The sequence below is a fragment of the Micromonospora sp. CA-244673 genome, from assembly GCF_050948395.1.
GTDB lineage: Bacteria > Actinomycetota > Actinomycetes > Mycobacteriales > Micromonosporaceae > Micromonospora.
In genome coordinates this window covers 1,624,798-1,646,938 of sequence record NZ_CP192019.1, presented here as the reverse complement: position 1 = coordinate 1,646,938, position 22,141 = coordinate 1,624,798, and the positions used below count along the sequence as shown (strand labels likewise).

The 22,141-nt window shown below is 75.1% G+C and carries 18 protein-coding genes; 4 read left to right on the top strand and 14 right to left on the bottom strand.

Features of this window, described 5'->3' with window-relative positions; genetic code table 11:
- Positions 1-19: 19 nt before the first annotated feature.
- The gene (locus ACQP12_RS07915) at positions 20-1,162 is read right to left on the bottom strand and encodes an acyl-CoA dehydrogenase family protein (protein WP_433286237.1); all 1,143 of its coding nucleotides are present in this window, start codon (positions 1,160-1,162) and stop codon (positions 20-22) included.
- A 165-nt stretch (positions 1,163-1,327) separates the two neighbouring features.
- Here ACQP12_RS07915 and ACQP12_RS07910 point away from each other — a divergent pair, with 165 nt between their 5' ends.
- Positions 1,328-1,981, top strand: coding sequence for a 4a-hydroxytetrahydrobiopterin dehydratase (locus tag ACQP12_RS07910; protein WP_433286235.1), 654 nt, complete (start codon positions 1,328-1,330; stop codon positions 1,979-1,981).
- Here the strand turns inward: ACQP12_RS07910 and ACQP12_RS07905 are convergent.
- Positions 1,978-2,676: a UdgX family uracil-DNA binding protein gene (locus ACQP12_RS07905; protein ID WP_433286232.1), complete on the bottom strand. Its 699-nt coding sequence runs from the start codon at positions 2,674-2,676 to the stop codon at positions 1,978-1,980. The genes ACQP12_RS07910 and ACQP12_RS07905 overlap by 4 nt on opposite strands.
- Positions 2,677-2,903: 227 nt before the next feature.
- Entirely contained in the window at positions 2,904-4,241 is a 1,338-nt protein-coding gene (locus ACQP12_RS07900) for an aminotransferase class I/II-fold pyridoxal phosphate-dependent enzyme (RefSeq protein ID WP_433286230.1), read from the bottom strand.
- 38 nt (positions 4,242-4,279) lie between these two features.
- On the opposite strand from ACQP12_RS07900, the gene ACQP12_RS07895 reads away from it, so the two are divergent.
- Both ACQP12_RS07895 and leuE read left to right on the top strand, forming a co-directional pair.
- Positions 4,280-5,527 (top strand): bifunctional pyridoxamine 5'-phosphate oxidase family protein/GNAT family N-acetyltransferase, encoded by a 1,248-nt coding sequence (locus ACQP12_RS07895; RefSeq protein ID WP_433286228.1) that lies wholly within the window; start codon positions 4,280-4,282, stop codon positions 5,525-5,527.
- On the top strand, positions 5,524-6,192 hold the full coding sequence (gene leuE / locus ACQP12_RS07890; RefSeq protein WP_357942100.1) for a leucine efflux protein LeuE: 669 nt from the start codon (positions 5,524-5,526) through the stop codon (positions 6,190-6,192). The genes ACQP12_RS07895 and leuE overlap by 4 nt, the downstream gene beginning before the upstream one ends.
- A gap of 40 nt (positions 6,193-6,232) precedes the next feature.
- Here leuE and ACQP12_RS07885 read toward each other — a convergent pair whose 3' ends face one another.
- The 10 genes from ACQP12_RS07885 to ACQP12_RS07840 all read right to left on the bottom strand — a co-directional run bounded on the left by ACQP12_RS07885 (position 6,233) and on the right by ACQP12_RS07840 (position 16,603).
- On the bottom strand, positions 6,233-7,159 hold the full coding sequence (locus ACQP12_RS07885; protein ID WP_433286226.1) for a sporulation protein: 927 nt from the start codon (positions 7,157-7,159) through the stop codon (positions 6,233-6,235).
- A 115-nt stretch (positions 7,160-7,274) separates the two neighbouring features.
- Complete coding sequence (locus ACQP12_RS07880) at positions 7,275-8,339, bottom strand: hemolysin family protein (RefSeq protein WP_433286224.1); 1,065 nt, start codon at positions 8,337-8,339, stop codon at positions 7,275-7,277.
- Complete coding sequence (locus tag ACQP12_RS07875) at positions 8,336-9,688, bottom strand: hemolysin family protein (protein ID WP_357942094.1); 1,353 nt, start codon at positions 9,686-9,688, stop codon at positions 8,336-8,338. The genes ACQP12_RS07880 and ACQP12_RS07875 overlap by 4 nt, the downstream gene beginning before the upstream one ends.
- A gap of 161 nt (positions 9,689-9,849) precedes the next feature.
- The gene (gene mnhG, locus ACQP12_RS07870; RefSeq protein ID WP_357942092.1) at positions 9,850-10,179 is read right to left on the bottom strand and encodes a monovalent cation/H(+) antiporter subunit G; all 330 of its coding nucleotides are present in this window, start codon (positions 10,177-10,179) and stop codon (positions 9,850-9,852) included.
- A gap of 118 nt (positions 10,180-10,297) precedes the next feature.
- On the bottom strand, positions 10,298-10,561 hold the full coding sequence (locus ACQP12_RS07865) for a monovalent cation/H+ antiporter complex subunit F (protein ID WP_357942090.1): 264 nt from the start codon (positions 10,559-10,561) through the stop codon (positions 10,298-10,300).
- Entirely contained in the window at positions 10,558-11,214 is a 657-nt protein-coding gene (locus ACQP12_RS07860; protein WP_433286221.1) for a Na+/H+ antiporter subunit E, read from the bottom strand. The genes ACQP12_RS07865 and ACQP12_RS07860 overlap by 4 nt, the downstream gene beginning before the upstream one ends.
- Complete coding sequence (locus ACQP12_RS07855) at positions 11,211-12,704, bottom strand: Na+/H+ antiporter subunit D (protein WP_433286219.1); 1,494 nt, start codon at positions 12,702-12,704, stop codon at positions 11,211-11,213. The genes ACQP12_RS07860 and ACQP12_RS07855 overlap by 4 nt, the downstream gene beginning before the upstream one ends.
- A gap of 37 nt (positions 12,705-12,741) precedes the next feature.
- On the bottom strand, positions 12,742-13,224 hold the full coding sequence (locus ACQP12_RS07850; protein WP_357942084.1) for a Na(+)/H(+) antiporter subunit C: 483 nt from the start codon (positions 13,222-13,224) through the stop codon (positions 12,742-12,744).
- Positions 13,225-13,279: 55 nt separating this feature from the next.
- A complete protein-coding gene (locus ACQP12_RS07845) occupies positions 13,280-16,114 on the bottom strand; it encodes a Na+/H+ antiporter subunit A (protein ID WP_433286217.1) in 2,835 nt (944 codons plus the stop codon).
- A 120-nt stretch (positions 16,115-16,234) separates the two neighbouring features.
- Positions 16,235-16,603, bottom strand: a complete 369-nt coding sequence (locus tag ACQP12_RS07840) for a hypothetical protein (RefSeq protein ID WP_357942080.1) — start codon at positions 16,601-16,603, stop codon at positions 16,235-16,237.
- A 170-nt stretch (positions 16,604-16,773) separates the two neighbouring features.
- Between ACQP12_RS07840 and ACQP12_RS07835 the strand changes: the two genes are divergently transcribed.
- Positions 16,774-21,651 (top strand): Lhr family helicase, encoded by a 4,878-nt coding sequence (locus ACQP12_RS07835; RefSeq protein WP_433286215.1) that lies wholly within the window; start codon positions 16,774-16,776, stop codon positions 21,649-21,651.
- 6 nt (positions 21,652-21,657) lie between these two features.
- On the opposite strand, the gene ACQP12_RS07830 is transcribed toward ACQP12_RS07835, so the two are convergent.
- Positions 21,658-21,873, bottom strand: coding sequence for a hypothetical protein (locus ACQP12_RS07830; RefSeq protein ID WP_433286213.1), 216 nt, complete (start codon positions 21,871-21,873; stop codon positions 21,658-21,660).
- Between the last annotated feature and the right edge of the window lie 268 nt (positions 21,874-22,141).

Genomic DNA, 22,141 nt, shown 5'->3' with positions numbered 1-22,141 from the left:
TCGCGGGCACCCGGTTTCGCTAGAGGCCGAGGCCCCGGCCGATGATCTCCTTCATGATCTCGGTGGTGCCGCCGTAGATGGTCTGCACCCGGCTGTCCAGCCAGGCCTTCGCCACCGGGTACTCCAGCATGAAGCCGTAGCCGCCGTGCAGCTGCACGCAGCGGTCGGCGACCCTGTTCTGCAGCTCGGTGGTCCACCACTTGGCCTTCGCCGCGTCGGTCACCGAGAGCCGGCCGGCGTTGAACTCGGCCACGCAGTGGTTGACGAACGTCCGCGCGATGGTGACCTCGGTGTCCAGCTCGGCCAGGAGGAACCGGTTGTGCTGGAACCGCCCGATCGGCCGGCCGAACGCCTCCCGGGAGCGGGCGTAGTCGAGGGTGAGCGCGAGCAGCTTCTCGGCCGCGGCCACCGCGGCGACCGCGATGCTCAGCCGCTCCCGGGGCAGGTTGCCCATCAGGTGGTAGAAGCCGTGGTTCTCGGTGCCGATCAGGTTCTCCGCCGGCACCCGGCAGTCGTCGAAGAACAGCTCGGCGGTGTCGTTGGCCTTCAGGCCGACCTTGGCCAGCCGCCGGCCGCGGCCGAAGCCGGGCGTGCCGGCCTCCACCACGATCAGGCTCACCCCGTGCGCGCCCTGGTCGGGGGCGGTCTTGGCGACGACCACCACGAGGTCGGACAGCTCGCCGTTGGTGATGAACGTCTTCTGCCCGTTGAGCACCCAGCTGTCGCCGTCGCGGACCGCGCTCGTGCGGATGCCGGCCAGGTCGCTGCCCGCGCCCGGCTCGCTCATCGCGATGGCGGTGACCAGGTCGCCGGAGCAGAAGCCCGGGAGCCAGCGCTTGCGCTGGTCGTCGGTGGTCAGCTCGGTCAGGTACGGGGCCACCACGTCGTTGTGCAGCCCGAAGCCCAGCCCGCTGCAGCCGGCCGCGACGATCTCCTCGTCGAGCACCGCGTTGAACCGGAAGTCGCGCTGCCCGCCGCCGCCGTGCTCGGGGTCCACGTCCATGCCGAGCAGCCCGGCCGCGCCCGCCTTGCGCCACACCTCCCGGTCGACGATCCCGTCGGCCTCCCAGCGCTCGTGGTGCGGCACGGCCTCCCGGGCGAGGAACTGCCGGCACAGGTCCCGGAACTCCTGGTGGACGGGCTCGTAGAGATGCTGCTCCATGGCGGCCAGTCTGGCACCGCCGACCCTCGCTGCCCAGAGGTGATCCACGCTCAGCTCCACCAGGTGGCGCCGGTGACCGGGACGAAGCCGGGCGAGTCGTGGAGCGGGCGGCCGGCGCGCGCCGTGGCACTGGTCCAGCGCCCCCGGGTACGCCAGCATTGCGGGATGAGCACGCTGACCGGAACGCAGATCGCCGACGCCGGCCTGGACGGGTGGACCTACCTGCTCGGCGCCCTGCACACCCGTATCCGTACGCCGGACTTCGCCGCCGGGCTGTCCCTGGTGGACGCCATCGGCGCGGAGGCCGAGCGGCGGGACCACCATCCCGACCTGGACCTGCGCTACACCCACGTCGACGTGCGGCTCTGGTCGCACGACGCGCGCGGGGTCACCGACCGCGACATCCGGCTGGCCCGGGCCATCTCCGCGCTCGCGGCGGAGGCCGGCCTGTCGCCGGCGCACACCGGTGTGTCCCGGCTCGAACTCGCCCTGGACAGCCCGGACTTCGCCGCCGTGCTGCCGTTCTGGCGGGCGGTGCTGGCCGTCGAGCACCTGGCCGGGCCCGGGTTCGGCGACGAGCTGCGCGATCCGGCCGGCGCGCTGCCCACGGTGTGGTTCCAGGAGTCCGGCCGCGAGGAGCCCCGCCAGCGCTGGCACCCCGACGTGTGGGTGGACCCGGCGGAGGTGGCGCCGCGCATCGAGGCCGCGCTCGCGGCGGGCGGGACGCTGGTCAGCGACGCGGCGGCGCCGCACTTCTGGGTGCTCGCCGACTCCGACGGCAACCGGGTCTGCCTCTGCACCTCGCAGGGGCGCGACTAGCGCAGCGCGCGGGCGGCCACCTTCAGGTCCTTCACGAGGCCGTCGTAGGCGACGTCCTGGTTGTCGGCGCGGAGCACGGCGGAGGGGTGGATGGTGGCCAGCAGCCGGGCCTCCGGCGCGTCGGCGACCTTGCCGGCGCTGTCGACCGGGACCCGGGCGAAGTCCTCCGGATGCTGGGCGGCGGCCGGCCAGGGCAGCAGCTCGCCGCGTTGCTTCGTCACGCGGAAGGCCGGGCCGAGCAGGGCCTTGGCGGCGGTGGCGCCGAGCACCACCACGATCTCGGGGTGCAGCCGGGCGAACTCGGCGACCAGCCAGGGCCGGCAGGCGGTGATGTGCACCCGGTCGGGCGTCTGGTGGATCCGCCGCTTGCCGCGCAGTTCGAAGCGGAAGTGCTTCACGGCGTTGGTGAGGTAGATGTGGCCGGGGTCGATGCCGGCGTCGTCCACGGCCTTGCGCAGCAGCCGGCCGGCCGGGCCGACGAACGGCAGCCCCTTCTGGTCCTCCATGTCGCCGGGCTGCTCACCGACGAGGACCACCCGGGCGCTCTCGTCGCCGCGGCCGAACACCGTCTGCGAGGCGTCCCGGTAGAGCTCGCAGCCCCGGCAGCCGGTGGCGGCCGCGCGCAGCTCGTCGATGGTGTCCGCCTGCGGCGGGATGAACTCCTGGGCTCCGGGGGCGTTCTCGGTCTCGGCCATGCCAGCTTTATATACCGGTTTCGACATCGACGCCGGATGCGCCCGGGGCCCGCGTCAGTATCCGGAGCCGCCGCCACCGCCGCGCGAGGCCAGCGCGATCGCGATGATCACCAGGATGATCACGACCGCCGCCACGCCGATCCAGAGACCGGTCCGGGATCCGTTCCTAGCCATGCCACACACCTCCCGGCCGCGGTTACCCGCCGGCGGCCCCGCCATGCCGCGGCTCAGGCGGTGAAGCCGGCGGGCGCCGGCCGGACCGCGCGGGCCACGGCGTCGGCGAGCGGGCCGAGGTCGGCCTCGTCGAGCCGGCTGACGGTGATCCGCACGCCGGGCGCGGCGGCGATTCGGTTCAGCGCGCCGGGGGCCACCGACCAGCCGGCGTCCCGCAGGGCGGTGACCGCGACCGTCTCGTCCGGCACCGGCACCCAGACGTTGATGCCGGTCCGACCGTGCGCGGCGAGCCCGCGCGCCGCGAGGGCGTCGACCAGGCCGTCGCGCCGTCGCTCGTAGCTCTCCGCCGCGCGACCCACCAGGCCGGCGGTGGCCGGATCCCGCCAGAGCGCCAGGACCAGGCGTTGCAGCACGGTGGAGACCCAGCCGGCGCCCACCCGGGCGCGGCCGGCCACCCGGGCCACGGTGGCCTCGTCGCCGGCGAGCAGCGCGAGCCGCAGGTCGGGCCCGTAGGGCTTGCTCACCGACCGGACGAAGGCCCACGCCGGGGCCGCCCCGGCCAGCGGGTGCAGGGGTACGCGGGCCAGCTCGGCGGCGTGGTCGTCCTCGATCAGCAGCAGGTCGGGGCGCCCGGCGAGGAGCGTGCGCAGCTCGGCGGCCCGGCCGGCGGAGACGGCGGCGCCGGTCGGGTTCTGGGCCCGGCTCGTCACGATCAGCGCGCGGGCGCCGGCGGCCAGCGCGGCACCGACCCCCGGCGCGGTGGGGCCCTCGTCGTCCACGGGCACCCCGATGGCGCGCAGCCCGAGCGCGGCGACCAGGTCGAGCAGGTTGGCCCAGCCGGGATCCTCGACGGCCACCGCGTCGCCGGGGCGCAGGTGGGCGGTGAGCAGGCGTTCGATGCCGTCGAGCGCGCCGCCGGTCACGGTGATCTCGTCGGCCGGCACCCCGTCGGCGGCGAGCCGGTCCCGGGCGGCCGCGGCCAGCTCGGGCAGGACGGCGCTGGCCGCGTACCCGACGGGTGCGTGGAACTCGGCGGCGAGCGCGGCCAGGTGCGGGCCGAGCGGCGGCAGCAGCCGGCTGTCGGGATTGCCGGCGGAGACGTCGCGGGCGCCGGGCAGCGGCGGGGGCATCAGCGCGGAGCGGCGGCTCGCCACCGGCGGGCGGGGGCGGACCCGGGTGCCGTGCCGGCCGGCGGTGGCGACGAGGCCGCGCTGCCGCAGCTCCTGGTACGCCTTCGCGACGGTGGCCGGGCTGACGCCCAGCTCGGTGGCGAGGGCGCGGACGGCGGGCAGGGCGTCGCCCGGGGCCAGGTCGCCAGCCCGGATGCCGGTTTCCACGCTCGCCGAAATCGCCGCCGAGGAGGAGCCGCTGATCTGATAACGTGCTGCCACAGTTCAGGGATTGTACTAGAACGAAGGTGGGATGTCGCATGTACCCCGCGACCGAACGGACGACCGCCACCCGCACCCGCGACCGGATGCACTACGACCGGGAAACCGCCCACGCGCTGCTCGACGAGGCGTACCACTGCGCGCTCGGGTTCACGGTGGACGGCGAGCCGCGCGTCCTGCCCACCCTGGTCGTGCGCGTCGACGACACCCTCTACGTGCACGGCTCCACCGGCAGCCGCCCGCTGCTGGCCGCCCGGGGCGAGGACGGGCTGGCGATCTGCGTCGCGGTCACCCACCTCGACGGGCTGGTCTTCGGCCGCTCCCAGTTCCACCACAGCGCCAACTACCGGTCGCTCGTGGCGCACGGCACCGCCCGGCTGGTCACCGACGAGCGGGAGAAGGCCCGGGTGCTCACCGCGCTCGTGGAGAAGCTGGGCGCCGGGCGCAGCACGGACAGCCGGCCGCCGAACCGCCGGGAACTGGCGGAGACGGCCGTGCTGGCGCTGCCGCTGCGCGAGGTGTCGGTCCGGATCCGAGCCGCCGGGGTGAGCGACGAGCCGGCCGACTACGACCTGCCGTACTGGGCGGGGGTGGTGCCGCTGCGGCTCACCGCCGGCGTGCCCGAGCCGGACGCCGGGGTGACCGCGCCGGTGCCGGCGTACCTGCGGGCGGTCCCGTCGCCCTGGCTGGAGCCGGTGGTGCTGCGCGGCGAGCACGTCGTGCTGGAGCCGCTCGACGAGTCCCACGCCGAGGAGCTGTACGCCGCCCTCGACGACGAGGAGGTCTGGCGGTACGTCGGCAGCCCCCGCCCGGGAAACGTCGCGGAGACGGCCGCCCAGATCCAGGCCGCGCTGGACGCCCACCGGCGCGGGGTGCGGATGCCCTGGGTGCAGCGCTGCGCGGTGACCGGGGCGGTCGTCGGCACCACCTCCTACTACCAGCCCGACGAGGAGCTGCGGACCGTCGAGATCGGCTACACCCAGCTCGGCCGGCCCTGGTGGCGCACCGGAATCAACACCGAGGCCAAGCTGCTGCTGCTCACCCGGGCCTTCGAGGAGCTCGACGCCGTCCGGGTCACCTGGCAGACCAGCTCGCTCAACGAGCGCTCGCAGCGGGCCATCGAACGGCTCGGCGCGACCCGGGAGGGGACGCTGCGGTCCAACCGGCGGCGCGCCGACGGCACCTGGCGGGACTCCGCGCTCTACTCGATGCTCGCCGCGGAGTGGCCAAACGCACAGGTCACGCTGCGGGAACGGCTTCGCCCCGCGGCCCCCGTGGCGTCATGATGACCGGCGTGCTGGGGATCACCGACATCTGGACGTACGTGCTGGGCACCGTGGCGATCGTGCTGCTGCCCGGGCCGAACTCGCTCTTCGTGCTGTCCACGGCCGCCCGCCGCGGGGTCGGGGCGGGCTACCGGGCCGCCGGGGGCGTGTTCGTCGGCGACTCGGTGCTGATGATCCTCTCCGCCGCCGGGGTGGCGTCGCTGCTCCGGGCGTACCCGGCGCTCTTCCTCGTGATCAAGTACGCCGGCGCCGCGTACCTCGGGTGGTTGGGGTTGACCATGCTGCGCGGCGCCTGGCGGCGCTGGCGCGACCGCAACGACCCCGCGGCGCCCCGGCTGATCGACGCGGCGGAGCCGGCGGCGGTGCGCGACCCGTTCCGGCGGGCGCTGGTGATCAGCCTGCTCAACCCCAAGGCGATCCTCTTCTTCATCTCCTTCTTCATCCAGTTCGTCGACCCCGGCTACGCCTGGCCGGCGCTGTCGTTCCTGCTGCTCGGCCTGATCGCGCAGGTGACCAGCGCGCTCTACCTGACCGCGCTGATCCTCACCGGCACCTTCCTGGCCGCCCAGTTCCACCGCCGGCGGCGGCTCGCCGCGACCGGGACGACGGCCATCGCGGTGCTCTTCCTCGGCTTCAGCCTGAAGCTCGCCACCGCCTCGGTCTGACCCGGCCTCCCCGGGGGGCCCACCCCGGCCGCGGCCGGCCTCAGGTGCCGTCGCTGCCTCCACCGCCGCCCACACCCGCGCCGCCGGCCGTGCCGCCGAGGCCGTAGCCAGGGGCGACCGGCTCGTCCGGCGGGCGGCTGACGTGCGCGGACTCGCGGATCATGGCGGACCAGTCGGCAGGAGCGGCGGCCGCCGCGTGCCGGTCGATGGCCTGCCGCAGCCAGCCGTCCACGGTGGCGACCCAGTCCCGCCGGTCGGCGCCCGCGTGCCAGACCCGGAACCGGCTGATGCTCTGGTGGGTCACCCCGGCCAGGGAGAGCCGGCGGTCCATCCAGAGCAGCACCTCCAGCCCCGCCGCGTTGGTCACGAAGATCACCTCCAGTTCGGTGATCGGGCCGGCGTAGAGGGGGGCCACCCAGAACCCCAGCCGCTGGTGGAGCGGGAGCGCCTGCTCCACCCCGGGCAACCGCCCGTGCTGGAGCCCGGCCTGCCGCATGAGGAAGCCCAGGGTGTCCAGCGCGGCGAGAATGTGCTGCTGGGTGGGCAGCGGGTGGACGAGGACCGGCACCATGGCGCCCTGGTCCAGGTCCGGGTCGACGGACACCTCGGTACGCAACCCCGTGCGCAGGCTCATCAGCGGCACCCCGCCGAACATGGTCACCGGGGTCTCCCAGGGCAGCGGCATCGCGAAGTCGACCGCCCGCCGCCGCCCGGCCGGCACCACGAACCGGCCGGCGATCGGCACCTGGTGATACTGCAACAGCCGGTGGGGCGCGTCAGGATCCTCCGGCTCGACCTGCGCCACGAGCCCGAGCCGGATGTGCCGGACGGCGACGTCGGCGCCGCCGGCGGACAGGGTGACCCGGCCGGGAAGGCGCAGGCCGGGGCGGGTGCTCGGGTTGGGCAGCGTGGTGCTCACCGACAGCCCGGTCCACACGGACTCCGACGACACCCCGGTCACCCGCATGGAGCCGGCTTTCCCACCGCCCGCTCCCCCATGCGCCGCCCGCGGCGCACGGTGTGGGTGCGTCTGTTGTCGCCCGAGCGACAACAGACGCACCCGGAGCGGTCGGAGAACCGCGTCAGCGCATGCGGCGGCCGCGCGGCACCGGGTCGGTCTCGTCGTCGAACTCGCCGATGACCTCCTCGAGGAGGTCCTCCAGCGCGACGAAGCCGATCGGCCGGGTCGGGCCGCCGCCGTTGCGGACCAGCGCCAGCTGGGCCTGCCGGCCCCGCATGGCCGCCACCGCCTCGGTGACCGACGCCTCGCCGGGCAGGGTGAACGCCGGGGTCATCAGCTCCTCGGCGATCGCCGGCCGGCCGGTGGTGACCGCGCGGACCGCCTCGCGGACATGGACCAGACCGCAGACCTCGCCGCCGGCGTCGACCACGGCGAGCCGGGACCGGCCGCTGTCGCGGGAGACGTGCTCGATCCGCTCGGCGGTGTCGTCCCGGCGCACCGTGACGATCCGGTCGAACGGCTCCATCACCTGCGCCACCCGCGTGCCCTGCAGCTCCAGCATGCTGGTCAGCAGCTGGTGCTGCTCGGCGCCGAGCAGCCCGTGCTCGCGGGACTGCTCCAGCAGGATGCGCAGCTCGTCCGGGCCGTGCACCTGGGCGAGCTGGTCCTGCTGGCGTACGCCGACCAGCCGCAGCACGGCGTTCGCGAGGGCGTTCAGCGCGGACAGCACCGGGCGGGCCACCCGGGCGAAGGCCCGGAACGGCAGCGCCAGCAGCATGGCCGAACGCTCCGCGTCGGTGATCGCCCAGGACTTCGGGGCCATCTCGCCGACCACCAGGTGCAGGAAGGTCACCAGGGCCAGGGCGAACAGCAGCCCGACCAGGTGACTGACCGCGTCCGGCAGCCCGACCGCGTGCAGCAGCGGGCTGAGCAGGTGCTCGATGGCCGGCTCGGCCAGCGCGCCGAGACCCAGGGTGCACAGGGTGATGCCGAGCTGGGCGCCGGCCAGCATGAGGCTCAGCTCGCGGACGCCGTCCAGCGCCGCGCGGGCCGCCCGGCCGCCGCCGGCCGCCGACTGCTCCAGGCGGTACCGCTTGGCGGCCACCAGCGCGAACTCGGCCGCCACGAAGAAGCCGTTGAGCGCCAGGAGCACCACGGAGAAGAAGAGCGCGAAACCGGGGCTCATGCCGCCTCCTCCCCCTGCGCGCCGGCCGTCGTGCGGAGCCGGACGGAGTCGGCCACGTGCCGGTCCACGGCGAGCACCTCGACCAGGGCCCGCGGCTCGTCCGGCTCGTCGCCGTCGACGGCGAGCGCGATCTCCAGGCGGTCGCCGACCTCGGGCACCCGGCCCAGCTCGCGCATGACCAGGCCGGAGAGCGTGTCGTACTCGGGCGCCTCGGGCAGCGCGATGCCGGTGCTGTCGGCGACCTCGTCGATCCGCCAGCGGGCCGGCACCACCCAGGAGCCGTCCTCCTGCCGGGCGGGGGCCCGCTCCGGCGGATCGTCCTCGTCGCGGATCGGCCCGACCAGCTCCTCCGCGAGGTCCTCCAGCGTGATCACACCGGCGAAGCCGCCGTACTCGTCGACCACGCAGGCGAGCTGGCGGTGCCCGACCCGGAGCCGGTCCAGCACCGTCGGCAGCGGCAGCGTCTCCGGCACCAGCAACGGGGGTACGGCCACCGCGGCGACCCGGGTGGTCGCCCGCTCGGCCGGCGGCACCCCGAGCACGTCGGCGATGCCGATCACGCCGACCAGGTCGTCGACGCCCTCGGCGCCGCTCACCGGGAACCGGGAGTGGCCGGTGTCGAGCAGCTCGACGACCCGGCTGACCGGCTCGTCGGCCCGTACGGTGTGCACGTCGACCCGGGGGACCATGGCCTCCCCGGCGGTGAGCTCCCGGAAGTCGAGCCCCCGGTCGAGCAGGTCGGACATCTCGGCGTCGAGGTGCCCCTCCTCCCGGGACTCGGCGATGATCTGCTCCAGGTCCTCCGGGGTGGCCCCGCTGGGCAGCTCCTCGATCGGCTCGATGCCGACCCGCCGGAGCAGCCGCACGGCGGCCCGGTCGAAGAGGGTGATCACCGGTCCGGCGATCCGCAGGTACATGAGGGTGGACGGGGCGAGTGCCCGGGCGAGGGGCTCGGCGCGGGCGATGGCCAGGTTCTTCGGGGCCAGCTCGCCGAGCACCATCTGCACGACGGTGGCGACGAGCAGGGCGAGCACCACCGACAGCGGCAGCGCCACCGCGTCCGAGACGCCGGCCAGGCCGAGCAGGTCGGCCAGCCCGGCGCCCAGGTACGGCTCGGCGGCGTAACCGACCAGCAGGGCGGTCACGGTGATGCCGAGCTGGGCGCCGGAGAGCATGAACGAGAGCCGGCCGGTCACCTCCAGGGCCCGGGCGGCGGCACGGTCGCCACCGTCGGCGAGCTGCTTGAGCTTGCCCCGGTCCACGGCGACGTAACCGAACTCCTGGGCCACGAAGTAACCGGTGGCGGCGGTGAGCACGATGATGAGGACGAGTCCGACGAGGATCAGCACGGGAGGGTCAGGGCTCCCGGGGCCGTCGGGTCCAGAGGTTGCCGGGCACGACCCGGCTGGCTACTGCTGCCCTCCTGGGCAGAGGAGTCGATCATGCCGCCATTTTATCGGCGGCGGCTGGACGTTCGCTGAGGGTGCCGGAAGCCTCCCCGCTGTCCGGTTCACCGACCGGACAGCTCGTCGGCGTCGAGCAGCTTCGGTTCGAACCGCCCGGAACGGTAGGCGGCCCGCCCGATCATCTGCGCGGAGACCGGCGCGGTGGCCAGCTGGAAGACCGCCACCAACGCGATCATGCCGAGATCCGACGGCGTACGCAGGCGCAGCGCGAGGCCGACGAGGAGCAGCAGCACGCCGAGCACCTGCGGCTTGGTGGCGGCGTGCATCCGGTCCAGCACGTCCGGGAAGCGCAGCACACCGATCCCGGCGACCAGGCTGAGCAGCGCCCCGGCCAGCAGGCACGCCCCACCGAGCCAGTCAGCGACGGCGCTCACGCTGTGCCTCCTTCCGTTCGCGACTGCGGGGCTCGCAAACCCGGCTCACTCCTCGCGCTCACTGAGCCTCCCTTCGTTCGCGACTGCGGGGCTCGCAAACCCGGCTCACTCCTCGCGCTCACACTTCCTCCCGGACCGCGAAGCGGACCAGGGACACCGAGCCGACGAAGCCGAGCAGGGAGAGCACCACGAGCACGGGCAGGGTGGTGGCGTGCCCGTTCACCGCCGCCTCCGCGCCCACCGCGCCGAGCATGGCGGAGAGCAGCAGGTCGGCGGCGACGACCCGGTCGAGCAGGGACGGGCCGCGGTAGATCCGGGCCAGGGCGAGCAGCGCGGTGACCGAGAGCAGCACGGTCAGCGCGAGGGCGAGCAGCGCGGTCACGGATGGTTCCTCCGATCGACGGGTTCGAGGCTGAGCTGGCGTACCTCCGCGGGGGAGCCGACGGCGCGGACGATGCGCCGCTCGACGGCGAGGACCCGCTCCCGGCTCCCGGTCAGGTCCTCCGGGCCGCGGACGTCGAGCACGTGCACGTAGAGCACCCCGCGGTCGCGGTTCACGTCGAGGATCAGGGTGCCCGGCACCAGGGAGATCACCTCGGCGGTGAGCGCCAGGTTGAGGTCGGTGCGCACCCGCAGCGGCACCGCGATGATCGCGCTGCGCGGGACGTAGCCGGGGCGCAGCGCGACGGCGGCGACGTGCAGGCTCGCGGTGACCAGTTCGCTCACGAAGGTGACCGCGAGGACCAGCAGTGCGCCGGGGCGCAGCCGCCCGCCGAAGGTGACCGGCGGGAGCGGGAAGAAGAGCAGCACGGCCGCGCCGACCAGCAGGCCGGCGAGCAGGTTGCCCCAGGACAGGTCGCCCCAGAGCAGCACCCAGATGGCGACCAGCCAGCCGAGCGCCACGGCCTGGTCGCGCCGCCGCCCGCCCCGGCCCACGGCGGGCACGGGGGCATCGGGCGCCAGGTCGTCCGGTGGCGGGCCACCGGGCGGTTCCCCGCCGCCGGCCGCCCGGCCCGGGGGCACGTTGTCGGTCACGGCAGGACCGCCCGGACGTACGGGGTGCGCTGGCGCAGGTCGGTCGCGGCGTCCGCGGTGACCCGGAACAGCGGCCCGGCGGCCAGCGTGAGCACCAGGCCGAGCAGCACCAGGGCGGCGGTGGCCCCGACCATCAGCCCGGGCAGTCGGACGGGCGGGCCGGCGCTGGCCACCCGGGGCGCCCGCCAGAACGCGATGTTCCACACCCGGGAGGCGGCGTAGAGGGTGAGCAGGCTGGTCAGCGTGCCCGCACCGACGACCACGGCGGGCAGCGCCCCGCCGGCCGCCACGCCGGCCTGGAGCAGGCCGAGCTTGCCGAGGAACCCGGAGAACGGCGGGATGCCGGCCAGGTTCATGGCCGGGACGAAGAAGAGCACGGCGAGCAGCGGGGCGATCCGCGCCAGCCCGCCGAGCCGGCGGAGGTCGGTGCTGCCGGCGCGCTCCTCGACCAGGCCGGCGACCAGGAACAGGGTGGTCTGGATGGTGATGTGGTGCACCACGTAGAAGATCGCCCCGGCCAGGCCCGCCACGGTGCTCAACGCCACCCCGAAGATCATGTAGCCGATGTGGCTGACCAGGGTGAAGGAGAAGATCCGCTTCATGTCGGACTGTGCCGCCGCGCCGAGGATGCCGACCACCATGGTCAGCCCGGCCACCACCATGAGCAGGGTGGACACCTGGCCGCCGGGGAAGAGCAACGTCTCGGTGCGGATGATCGCGTACACGCCGACCTTGGTGAGCAGGCCGGCGAAGACCGCGGTGACCGGGGCGGGCGCGGTCGGGTAGCTGTCGGGCAGCCAGGCGGAGACCGGGAACACGGCCGCCTTGATGCCGAAGGCGAGCAGCAGGGTGAGCTGCAACGCCAGGCGTACGCCGGAGGGCAGGGCGTCCAGCCGGCCGGCGAGCTGCGCCATGTTGAGGGTGCCGGTGGCCGCGTACACGAGCCCCACGGCGGCCAGGAAGATCATCGACGACAGGACGCTGACCACCACGTACGTTGAGCCGGTGCGGATCCGGACCTCCGTGCCGCCGAGGGTGATCAGCACGAAGCTCGCGGCCAGCAGGATCTCGAAGCCCACGAACAGGTTGAACAGGTCCCCGGCCAGGAAGGCGTTGGTGACGCCGGCGGTCAGCACCAGGTAGGTGGGGTGGTAGATGCTCACCGGCGCGGTCTCGCCGGACTCGCCCCGCCCCTGGCCGATCGAGTAGAGCAGCACGCAGAGGGTGACCGCCGACGAGACCACCAGCATCAGCGCGGCCAACTGGTCGGCGACCAGCACGATGCCGACCGGCGGCGGCCAGCCGCCCACCTGGACCACCACCGGCCCGTGCCGGTACGCCTCGACCAGCAGCACCACCGCCACCAGCAGGGTCGTGGTCAGCCCGATGACGCTGACCGACCGCTGCAACCGCGGCCGGTTGGTGAGGATCAGGGTGAGCGCCGCGCCGAGCAGCGGCACCACCACCGGCAGCGGCACCAGGGCGGTCACGGGCGGGTCCCCGTTCGCGCCCCGCGGGCCCGCCCGCTCACCGCTCGTCCCTCCGCCGGCGCAGGCGGCGCAGCGCCGGCTCCGGGTCCACCTGCTCCGGATCGTTGCCCGGCCCCTCGCCGCCGAGGTCCGCCGTGGACACCTCGTTGCGCTCGGCGAGCCGGACGACCTGCCGGTCCTCCAGGTCGTCCTGCACCTCGTCGTCGCCGGACAGGTACCAGCTCCGGTAGGCGACGGCGAGCAGGAACGCGGTCAGCCCGAACGTGATCACGATGGCGGTGAGCACCATGGCCTGCGGCAGCGCGTCGCTCATCCCGGCGGTCGGCGCGGTGCCGACCAGCGGCGCGGCCCCGGACCGGCCGCCGAGCAGGATGAGCAGGTTCACCCCGTTGCCGAGCAGGATGACGCCGAGCAGGATCCGGGTGAGGCTCCGCTCCAGCAGCAGGGTGACCCCGGCCGCCACGAGCACGCCGACGGCGATCACCAGCACCAGGGTCGGCCCGGCGGCGCCCCGGGTCACGGCGACGCCCCTGTTCGCGACTGCGGGGCTCGCAGAACCGGCTCACTCCTCGCGCTCACGAGCTCTCCCCCTCGCGCTGCACGGCCAGCCCGCGGGCCGGTTCGCCGGCCGCCTCGACGTGCCGGTCCACCTCGGCGCCGAGGCTGCGCAGGATGTCCAGCATCAGCCCGACCACGATGAGATAGACGCCGATGTCGAAGAAGAGCGACGTGACCAGGTAGAAGTGGCCGACCAGCGGCAGCCAGAGGTTGACCTTCACGCTCTCCAGCACCTGGCCGGCGAGGAGCAGCCCGAGCGCGCCGCCACCGACCGAGACGGCCAGGCCCGCGCCCAGCACGGTGCCGGCGCCGACCGGCGCCGCCTCGGCCAGCTCGTACCGGCCGCCGGCCAGGTAGCGGACGGTCAGCGCGAGGCCGGCCACCAGGCCGCCGGAGAAGCCGCCGCCCGGGGAGTTGTGCCCGGAGAAGAGCAGGAACAGCGAGAACAGCAGCACCGTGTGGAAGATCAGCCGGGTGACCACTTCGAAGACGATCGAGCGGCGGCGCTCGTGCAGGGTCGCGCCGCCGCGCAGCCAGACCGTCCGCCGCTCCCGGAGCGACCGGACCGGGCGGAGGCGACGCGGCCGGGGCCCGGTGCGGGAGCGCTCGAAGATCAGGCTGGCCACCCCGGTCGCGGTCACCACGAGCACCGCGATCTCCCCCATGGTGTCCCAGGCCCGGATGTCCACAAGGGTCACGTTGACCACGTTTCGGCCGTAGCCCTGCGCCACCGCCAGGTCGGGGTAGGCCGCCGAGATCGACGGCTCACGCCGGGCGCCGGCCGCGGCCAGCGCCAGCCCGGCCATGACCAGCCCGGCGGCCGCGCCGATGCCCCGGCGTACCCAGCGGCTGCGGCGCAGCGGGCGGGCCGAGAAGCGTTCCGGCAGCCGGCGCAGCACCAGCACGAACACGGCGATGGTGGCGGTCTCCACGAGGAACTGGGTCAGCGCCACGTCGGGCGCGCCGTAGAGGACGAACATCATGGCGGTGCCGTAGCCGGTGACGCCGACCAGCAGCATGGCGGTGAGCCGGCGCCGGGCGCCGACGGCGAGCAGCGCCGCCACCGCGATCACCACGCAGACCACGAGCTGCGTCGGGTTGTCCCAGACGGCGATCCCGGTGCGCCACGGTCGGGTGGCCAGCATGGCGCCGCCCGGCACCAGCACCAGGACGACAAGCACGGTGCCGAGGTACTGCGGCAGGGCGCCGCGCTGGGTCGCGCCGGTGACCTGGATGGCGAACAGGTCGAACCGGTGGGTGATCCACTCGTACCCCTGGTTGCCGCCGACCGGCGCGCGCAGCCGGGTCAGCGCGGGCGCGAGCGGGCCGCGGACCAGGTGCAGCACCACCCCGCCGGCGAGCACCACGGCGGACAGGCCGAGCGCCGCGGTCGGTCCGTGCCAGAGCGCCAGTTTCTCCTCGACCGGGCCGAACAGCTCCGCGTACGGGCGCAGCAGGCCGCCCAGCCAGCCGGCGGCCGGGCCGGCGGCGAACCCGACCACGGCGAGCAGGGCCGGGGGTACGAGCATCGCGGCGGGCGGGCGCTCCACGTCGGTGACCGGCACGCCCGGCCGTGACGCGAACGCTCCCCAGAGGAACCGGATGCTGTACGCGACGGTCAGCGCGCTGCCGACCACCAGCACGGCGAGCACCACCGGCCGCCCGGTGAACGCCCCGAGCACCGCCTCCTTCGCCACGAAGCCGAACAGCGGCGGCACGCCGGCCATCGAGGCGGCGGCCAGCGTGGCGACCGTGGCGAGCACCGGGGCGCTCCGTCCCACGCCGGACAGGTCGCGCAGGTCCCGGCTGCCGGCGCTGTGGTCGAGGATGCCGACGACGAGGAACAGCGCCGCCTTGAACAGCGCGTGCGCCAGCAGCATGGCGACGCCGGCGAGGGCCGCCTTCGGGGTGCCCACGCCGAGCACCACGGTGAGCAGGCCGAGCTGGCTGACTGTCCCGTACGCCAGCAGCAGCTTCAGGTCGGTCTGCCGCAGCGCGGCCCAGCCCCCGGCGACAAGGGTGACGAGCCCGGCGACCACGGTGACCGGCCGCCACGGCCCGGCCGGCGCGAGCGCCGGGCCGAGCAGCCCGATGAGGAACACCCCGGCCTTCACCATGGCCGCCGCGTGCAGGTAGGCGCTGACCGGGGTGGGCGCCGCCATCGCCACGGGCAGCCACGAGGTGAACGGGAAGACCGCGGATTTCGCGAGGGCGCCGGTGAGGACGAGCAGCACCGCGATCACCAGGTAGCCGCCACCGGGCAGCGGCGCGGCCGTCACCACCGACCAGCGGTAGCTGCCGACGTGGTGGCCGAGCAGCAGGAAGCCGACCAGCATGGCGAGCCCGCCGAGGGTGGTGACGGTCAGCGCCTGGGCGGCGGCCCACCGGCTGGACCGGCGCTCGGTGCTGTGGCCGATCAGCAGGTAGGAGAAGACCGTGGTCAGCTCCCAGAAGACGTAGAGCAGCAACAGGTCGTCCGAGACGACCAGGCCGAGCATCGCCCCGGCGAAGGCGACCATGACGGCCGCGAACCGGGCCAGGCCCGCCGAGCCGGCATGAAAGTAGCGGGCGGAATAGACCAGCACCAGCGCGCCGACGCCGCCGACCAGCAGCAGCATGAGCCAGGACAGCGTGGTGACCCGCAGCGCCACGTCGAGCTGGAGCTCCGGGACCCACGGGTACGTCTCCACGACCGCCTCGCCCGCGCGGACCGCCCCGGTGTGCGCCACCGCCCAGCCGAAGGTGGCGGCCGGGGCGAGCGCGAGCAGCAGGCAGGCGCGGGGGCCCCACCGGCGGACCAGCAGCGGGGCGGACAGGGCCGCCACCAGGTGCAGGATCAGCAGGACGAGCACGCGCACTCCCGGTCGAGGTGACAGCGCGCCGAGGCACGCTGCGGCCACGACCGATCAGACGCCACATTCCCGCCCGACCGGGCGGTTTTCGGGAAACCGGCCCGGCGGCCGGCGCCCCGGTCAGCGCAGGGCAGGGTCGGGGGCGGAGCGGTCCCGGCGGGGCGTCTCCACGAGCAGGTCGGGGCGGCCGAGCTGGCGGACCGCCTTGTTGACCACCCGCTGGGCGGCGGCCAGGGAGCGCACCGGCAGCAGCTTGCCGCGGCTCTCCCGACGCAGGACGAAGTAGTGCACGGCGGCGCGGACGAGCCCCCGGTCGGCGGCGCTGGAGTGGGCGGTGGCGACCACCAGCTCACGCAGGCAGCGGGCCAGGTCTTCGGCCAGCTCCAGCTCGGGGCCGTGCAGGCCGGTGCGCAGGGTGGCGAGGTGACTGTCGACCTTGCGGATGAGCACGTCGGTGCCGGACCCGGACCCTCGCCCCTGCACCGTCATCCAAGCCCTCCACCCCACGCTGCGTTGCGAGTGAAGTTACTTTATGTTGCGCGGTGCAAGCAAGCAGTTAAGTAAGACTTAACGCATCCAACGCCGCATCCGTCGCTTAAGACCCCGTCCCGGACAGATCAGCGTACGGCGAGGACCGGTTGTCACACCGTCGAGGCAGGATGGAGGGCGTGGCGGACGAGGTGACCCGGGGCGCGGCGGTCCTGGCGGAGTTCGGCGCGGCGACCCGGGAGTGGTTCGCCGCGGCCTTCGCGGCGCCCACCCCCGCCCAGGAGGGCGCCTGGCGGTCGGTCGCCGCCGACCGCAACGCGCTGGTCGTCGCCCCGACCGGCTCCGGCAAGACCCTCGCGGCGTTCCTCTGGTCGCTCGACCGGCTGGCCAAGGAGCCACCGCCGGCCGACGCGCGGCAACGCTGCCGGGTGCTCTACGTCAGCCCCCTCAAGGCGCTCGCCGTCGACGTCGAGCGCAACCTGCGTGCCCCGCTCATCGGCATCCGCCAGGCCGCCACCCGGCTCGGCCTCGCCCCGCCCGACATCACCGTGGGCATGCGCACCGGCGACACTCCCGCCGACGAGCGGCGCGCCTTCGCCCGGACCCCACCGGACATCCTCATCACCACGCCCGAGTCGCTGTTCCTGCTGCTCACCTCCGCGGCCCGCGACTCGCTGCGCGGGGTCCGCACGGTGATCGTCGACGAGGTGCACGCGGTCGCCGGGACGAAGCGCGGCGCCCACCTGGCGCTCTCCCTGGAGCGCCTCGACGCGCTGCTGGAGACCCCGGCGCAGCGGATCGGGCTGTCCGCCACCGTCCGGCCGATCGACGTCTGCGCCCGCTTCCTCGGCGGGGCCCGCCCCGTCGACGTGGTGCAGCCGCCCACCAGCAAGACCATCGAGGTCAGCGTCCAGGTCCCGGTGGAGGACATGACCCGCCTCGACGAGCAGGAGCCGCCGGAGGACGCGCTGGGTGGCATCGGTCCCCGCCGGGCGTCGATCTGGCCGGCCGTCGAGGAACGGGTCTTCTCGCTGATCCGGTCGCACCGGTCGACCATCGTCTTCACCAACTCGCGGCGCAGCGCCGAGCGGCTCTGCGCCCGGCTCAACGAGCTGGCCGCCGAGGAGCTGGAGGCGGCCGCCGCGCCGGACGGCGGTCGCCTGGCCCGGGGCGGGGAGCCGGTGAGCGTATCTGAGCTGTTGGCCGGGGGCGCCGGCCCGGCGGCCGGCGACGGCGGTCCTGGGGACGGCGACGGTCCGGGGGCCGGAAACGGTCCGGGGGACGGCGACGATCCGAGGGCGGGCGACGGTCCGGGGGGCGGACACGGTCCGGGGGGCGGACACGGTCCGGGGGACGGACACGGTCTTGGGGCCGGACACGGTCCGGGGGGCGGCGCCGGGCCGGCGCGGCGGCGGGGCGCGGACGCGTTCGGCGGGCCGGTCGGGCCGCTGCGCGCGCCCCGGCAGCCGGCCGAGGTGATGGCGCAGTCCGGGGCGGCGGCCGGCGCGCCACCGGTGATCGCCCGCGCCCACCACGGCAGCGTCTCGCGCGAGGAGCGCAAGCACATCGAGGAGGCGCTCAAGTCCGGGCAGCTCCCCGCCGTGGTGGCCACCTCCAGCCTGGAGCTGGGCATCGACATGGGCGCGGTCGACCTGGTCGTGCAGATCGAGGCCCCGCCGAGCGTCGCCGCCGGCCTGCAGCGCGTCGGCCGGGCCGGGCACCAGGTCGGCGCGGTCTCCCGGGGCGTGGTCTTCCCGAAGCACCGCGGCGACCTGCTCTCCTGCACGGTGGTCGCGGAGCGGATGGGCGCGGGCGCGATCGAGGAACTGCACTACCCGCGCAACCCGCTCGACGTGCTGGCCCAGCAGATCGTGGCCATGGTGGCCCTGGAGCCGTGGCGGCTGGGCGACCTGGCCGTGCTGGTCCGCCGGGCCGCGCCCTTCGCCGAGCTGCCCGACTCGGCGCTGCACGCGGTGCTCGACATGCTCTCCGGGCGCTACCCGTCGACCGCCTTCGCCGAGCTGCGGCCCCGGCTGGTCTGGGACCGGGCCGCCGACGTGCTCACCGGGCGGCCCGGCGCGCAGCGGCTCGCCGTCACCAGCGGCGGCACCATCCCCGACCGGGGGCTGTTCGGGGTCTTCCTGGCCGGCGCCGAGCGGGCCGCCCGCGTGGGCGAGCTGGACGAGGAGATGGTCTACGAGTCCCGGGTCGGCGACGTCTTCCTGCTCGGCTCGTCGTCCTGGCGGATCGAGGAGATCACCCCCGACCGGGTGCTGGTCTCCCCCGCGCCCGGGCAGGCCGCCCGGATGCCGTTCTGGAAGGGCGACCAGCTCGGCCGGCCCGTCGAGCTGGGCCGGGCCATCGGCGCGCGGGTCCGGGCGCTGCTGCGGCAGTCCGACACCGACGCCGTGGCCGCGCTGCGCGCCGGCGGGCTGGACGACTGGGCCGCCGGCAACCTGATGACCTACCTGCGCGAGCAGAAGGAGGCCACCCGGTCGCTGCCCGACGACCGCACGGTGGTCGTCGAGCGGTTCCGCGACGAGCTGGGCGACTGGCGGCTCGCCGTACACTCGGTGCTCGGCGCCCGGGTCAACGGCCCGTGGGCCCTCGCGATCGGCCGCCGGCTGGCCGAGCGCTACGGGGTGGACGCCCAGGTGATGCCCTCCGACGACGGCATCGTGGTCCGGCTGCCCGACACCGCCGAGGAGCCGCCCGGCGCCGACGTGGTGGTCTTCGACCCGGACGAGATCGCCCAGCTGGTCGAGGAGTCCGTCGGCACGTCGGCGCTGTTCGCCTCCCGGTTCCGCGAGTGCGCGGCCCGGTCCCTGCTGCTGCCCCGCCGCGACCCGCGCCGCCGCCAGCCGCTGTGGCAGCAGCGCCAGCGCGCCGCCCAGCTCCTCGACGTGGCCCGCGAGTACGCCGACTTCCCGGTCACCCTGGAGGCCGCCCGGGAATGCCTCCAGGACGTCTTCGACCAGCCCGCGCTGGCCGAGCTGATGCGCGACCTGGGCGCCCGCAAGGTCCGCCTCGTCGAGGTGGAGTCCGAGCGGCCGTCGCCGTTCGCCCGCTCGCTGCTCTTCGGCTACGTGGGCGCGTTCCTCTACGAGGGCGACGCGCCGCTGGCCGAGCGCCGGGCCGCCGCCCTGGCCCTCGACTCGGGGCTGCTCGGCGAGCTGCTCGGCCGGGTCGACCTGCGGGAGCTGCTCGACCCCGCGGTGCTGGCCGAGACCGAGCGGCAACTGCGCTGGCGCACCGAGCAGCGCCGCGCCCGCGATGCGGAGGACGTGGTCGAGCTGCTCCGGGTGGTCGGCGACCTGAGCGAGGCCGAGCTGGCCGAGCGGGGCGTACCGGCCGGGTGGCTGGGCGAGCTGGAGGCCGCCCGGCGGGTGCTGCGCGTGCGGATCGCCGGCGAGGAGCGCTGGGTGATCGTCGAGGACGCCGCCCGGCTACGCGACGCGCTCGGCGTGGCGCTGCCCGTCGGGGTGGCCGAGGCCTACCTGGCGCCGGTTGCCGACCCGCTCGGTGACCTGGTCGCCCGCTACGCCCGCACCCACGGCCCGTTCGCGGCGGCCACCTGTGCCGCCCGGTTCGGGCTCGGGGTGTTCGTCGTCGAGCAGGCGCTGCGCCGGCTCGCCGCCACCGGGCGGGTGGTCTCCGGCGAGTTCGCCCCGGACAGCGTCGGCACCCAGTGGTGCGACGCCGAGGTGCTGCGGCTGCTGCGCCGCCGGTCTCTCGCCGCGCTGCGCCGGGAGATCGAGCCGGTGCCGCCCCGGGCACTCGCCGCGTTCCTGCCCCGCTGGCAGCAGGTCGGCTCCTCGGCCCGCGGCGTCGAGGCGGTCGCCGCCACCGTCGAACAGTTGCAGGGCGTGGCCGTGCCGGCGTCCGCGCTGGAACGTCTCGTGCTGCCCGCCCGCATCGCCGACTACTCCCCCGCCCAGCTCGACGAGCTCTGCGCCAGCGGCGAGGTGGTCTGGGCCGGGTCCGGGGCGATCTCCGGCGGCGACGGCTGGGTCACCCTCGCGTACGCGGACGTCGCGCCGCTGCTGCTCCCCCCGCCGGACGAGGCGCTGGCCGTCACCCCGCTGCACGAGGCCGTGCTCGACGCGCTCGCCGACGGGCAGGCCCTGTTCTTCCGCTCCCTGTCCGACCGGGTCGGCTCCACCGACGACACCGCCCTGACGGCCGCGGTGTGGGACCTGGTCTGGGCCGGTCACCTCACCAACGACACCCTGGCCCCGCTCCGGGCGGCGCTCGGCGGCGGCGGGGCGCACCGGAGCCGGCCGACCGCCCCGCGCACCCGCTACCGCCGCCCCGGCCGGGTGGCGCTGCCCAGCCGCGGCGGCCCGCCCACCGTGGCCGGCCGCTGGTCCCGGCTGCCCGAACGCGACCTCGACCCCACCAAGCGGGCCGCCGCCCTCGCCGACCTGCTGCTCGAACGGCACGGCGTGGTCACCCGGGGGGCGGTCATGGCCGAGCAGGTGACCGGCGGCTTCGCGGCGGTCTACCCGGTGCTCTCCGCACTGGAGGAACGCGGGGCAGCCCGGCGCGGCTACTTCGTCGAAGGGCTGGGCGCCGCCCAGTTCGCCGTGCCCGGGGCGGTCGACCGGATCCGCGCCCTGGCCGACCCCGCCGACGAGAACCGGACCCGCGGCGGCGGACCCACCGTGGTGCTCGCCGCCACCGACCCGGCCAACCCCTACGGCGCGGCCCTGCCCTGGCCCGACCGGGTCGTCGACTCCGGCGACGGGGCGGCCCCGGCCACCGGGCACCGGGCCGGGCGCAAAGCCGGGGCGCTGGTCGTGCTGGTCGGCGGCGACCTGGTGCTCTACGTCGAGCGGGGCGGGCGGACCATCCTCTCCTTCACCGACGACACCGACACGCTGGCCGCGGCCGGCAAGGCGCTCGCCGACGCGGTGCACTCCGGCGCGCTCGGCGCGATCTCGGTGGAACGCGCCGACGGCGAAGCCGTGCACTCCTCGCCGCTGCGCGACGCGCTAACGGCGGCCGGCTTCCGCGCCACCCCCCGCGGCCTCCGCCTCCGCGGCTGACCACCCTCACACCCCAGCGGCCACACCGTCGTCGGCGCCTTGTGTCTGCGTCGGGCGTCGGGCGTCGGCCTCCGCGTCCGCCGTCGACTCCGGTAGCCGGTGCAGCGTCAGCGTCAGCGTCAGCGTCAGCGTCAGCGTCAGCGTCAGCGTCAGCGTCAGCGTCAGCGTCAGCGTCAGCGATCTTGGACGGAAATGGCCCCTATAGGGGCCGTTTGGTACCAAGATCTTTCGGCGTTCCGGGATGCGGACGGAAGTTCCCGATGGGCGGGAGGAGGGGCAGGGCGAGAGCAGGGCCGGTCGGGGCAGGAGCAGCGGCGGGAGCAGGTGCCGGGTCGGGAGGCAGAGTGCAGGAGGCAGACTGGCTCAGGAGGCAGGCCAGCTCAGGCCACAGGCCAGCTCAGGCCACAGGCCAGCCCGCAGATGGGCCACCTCGGACGGCAGGCCGGCTCGGAAGGCAGGCCGGCTCGGCGGGCCGGGGCGGGAGGCGGGC

Coding starts and splice junctions, on each gene's coding strand:
- ACQP12_RS07915 (WP_433286237.1), bottom strand. CDS start 1,162: ATGGAGCAGCATCTCTACGAGCCCGTCCACCAGGAGTTCCGGGACCTG.
- ACQP12_RS07910 (WP_433286235.1), top strand. CDS start 1,328: ATGAGCACGCTGACCGGAACGCAGATCGCCGACGCCGGCCTGGACGGG.
- ACQP12_RS07905 (WP_433286232.1), bottom strand. CDS start 2,676: ATGGCCGAGACCGAGAACGCCCCCGGAGCCCAGGAGTTCATCCCGCCG.
- ACQP12_RS07895 (WP_433286228.1), top strand. CDS start 4,280: ATGTACCCCGCGACCGAACGGACGACCGCCACCCGCACCCGCGACCGG.
- leuE (WP_357942100.1), top strand. CDS start 5,524: ATGATGACCGGCGTGCTGGGGATCACCGACATCTGGACGTACGTGCTG.
- ACQP12_RS07885 (WP_433286226.1), bottom strand. CDS start 7,159: ATGCGGGTGACCGGGGTGTCGTCGGAGTCCGTGTGGACCGGGCTGTCG.
- ACQP12_RS07880 (WP_433286224.1), bottom strand. CDS start 8,339: ATGAGCCCCGGTTTCGCGCTCTTCTTCTCCGTGGTGCTCCTGGCGCTC.
- ACQP12_RS07840 (WP_357942080.1), bottom strand. CDS start 16,603: ATGACGGTGCAGGGGCGAGGGTCCGGGTCCGGCACCGACGTGCTCATC.
- ACQP12_RS07835 (WP_433286215.1), top strand. CDS start 16,774: ATGGAGGGCGTGGCGGACGAGGTGACCCGGGGCGCGGCGGTCCTGGCG.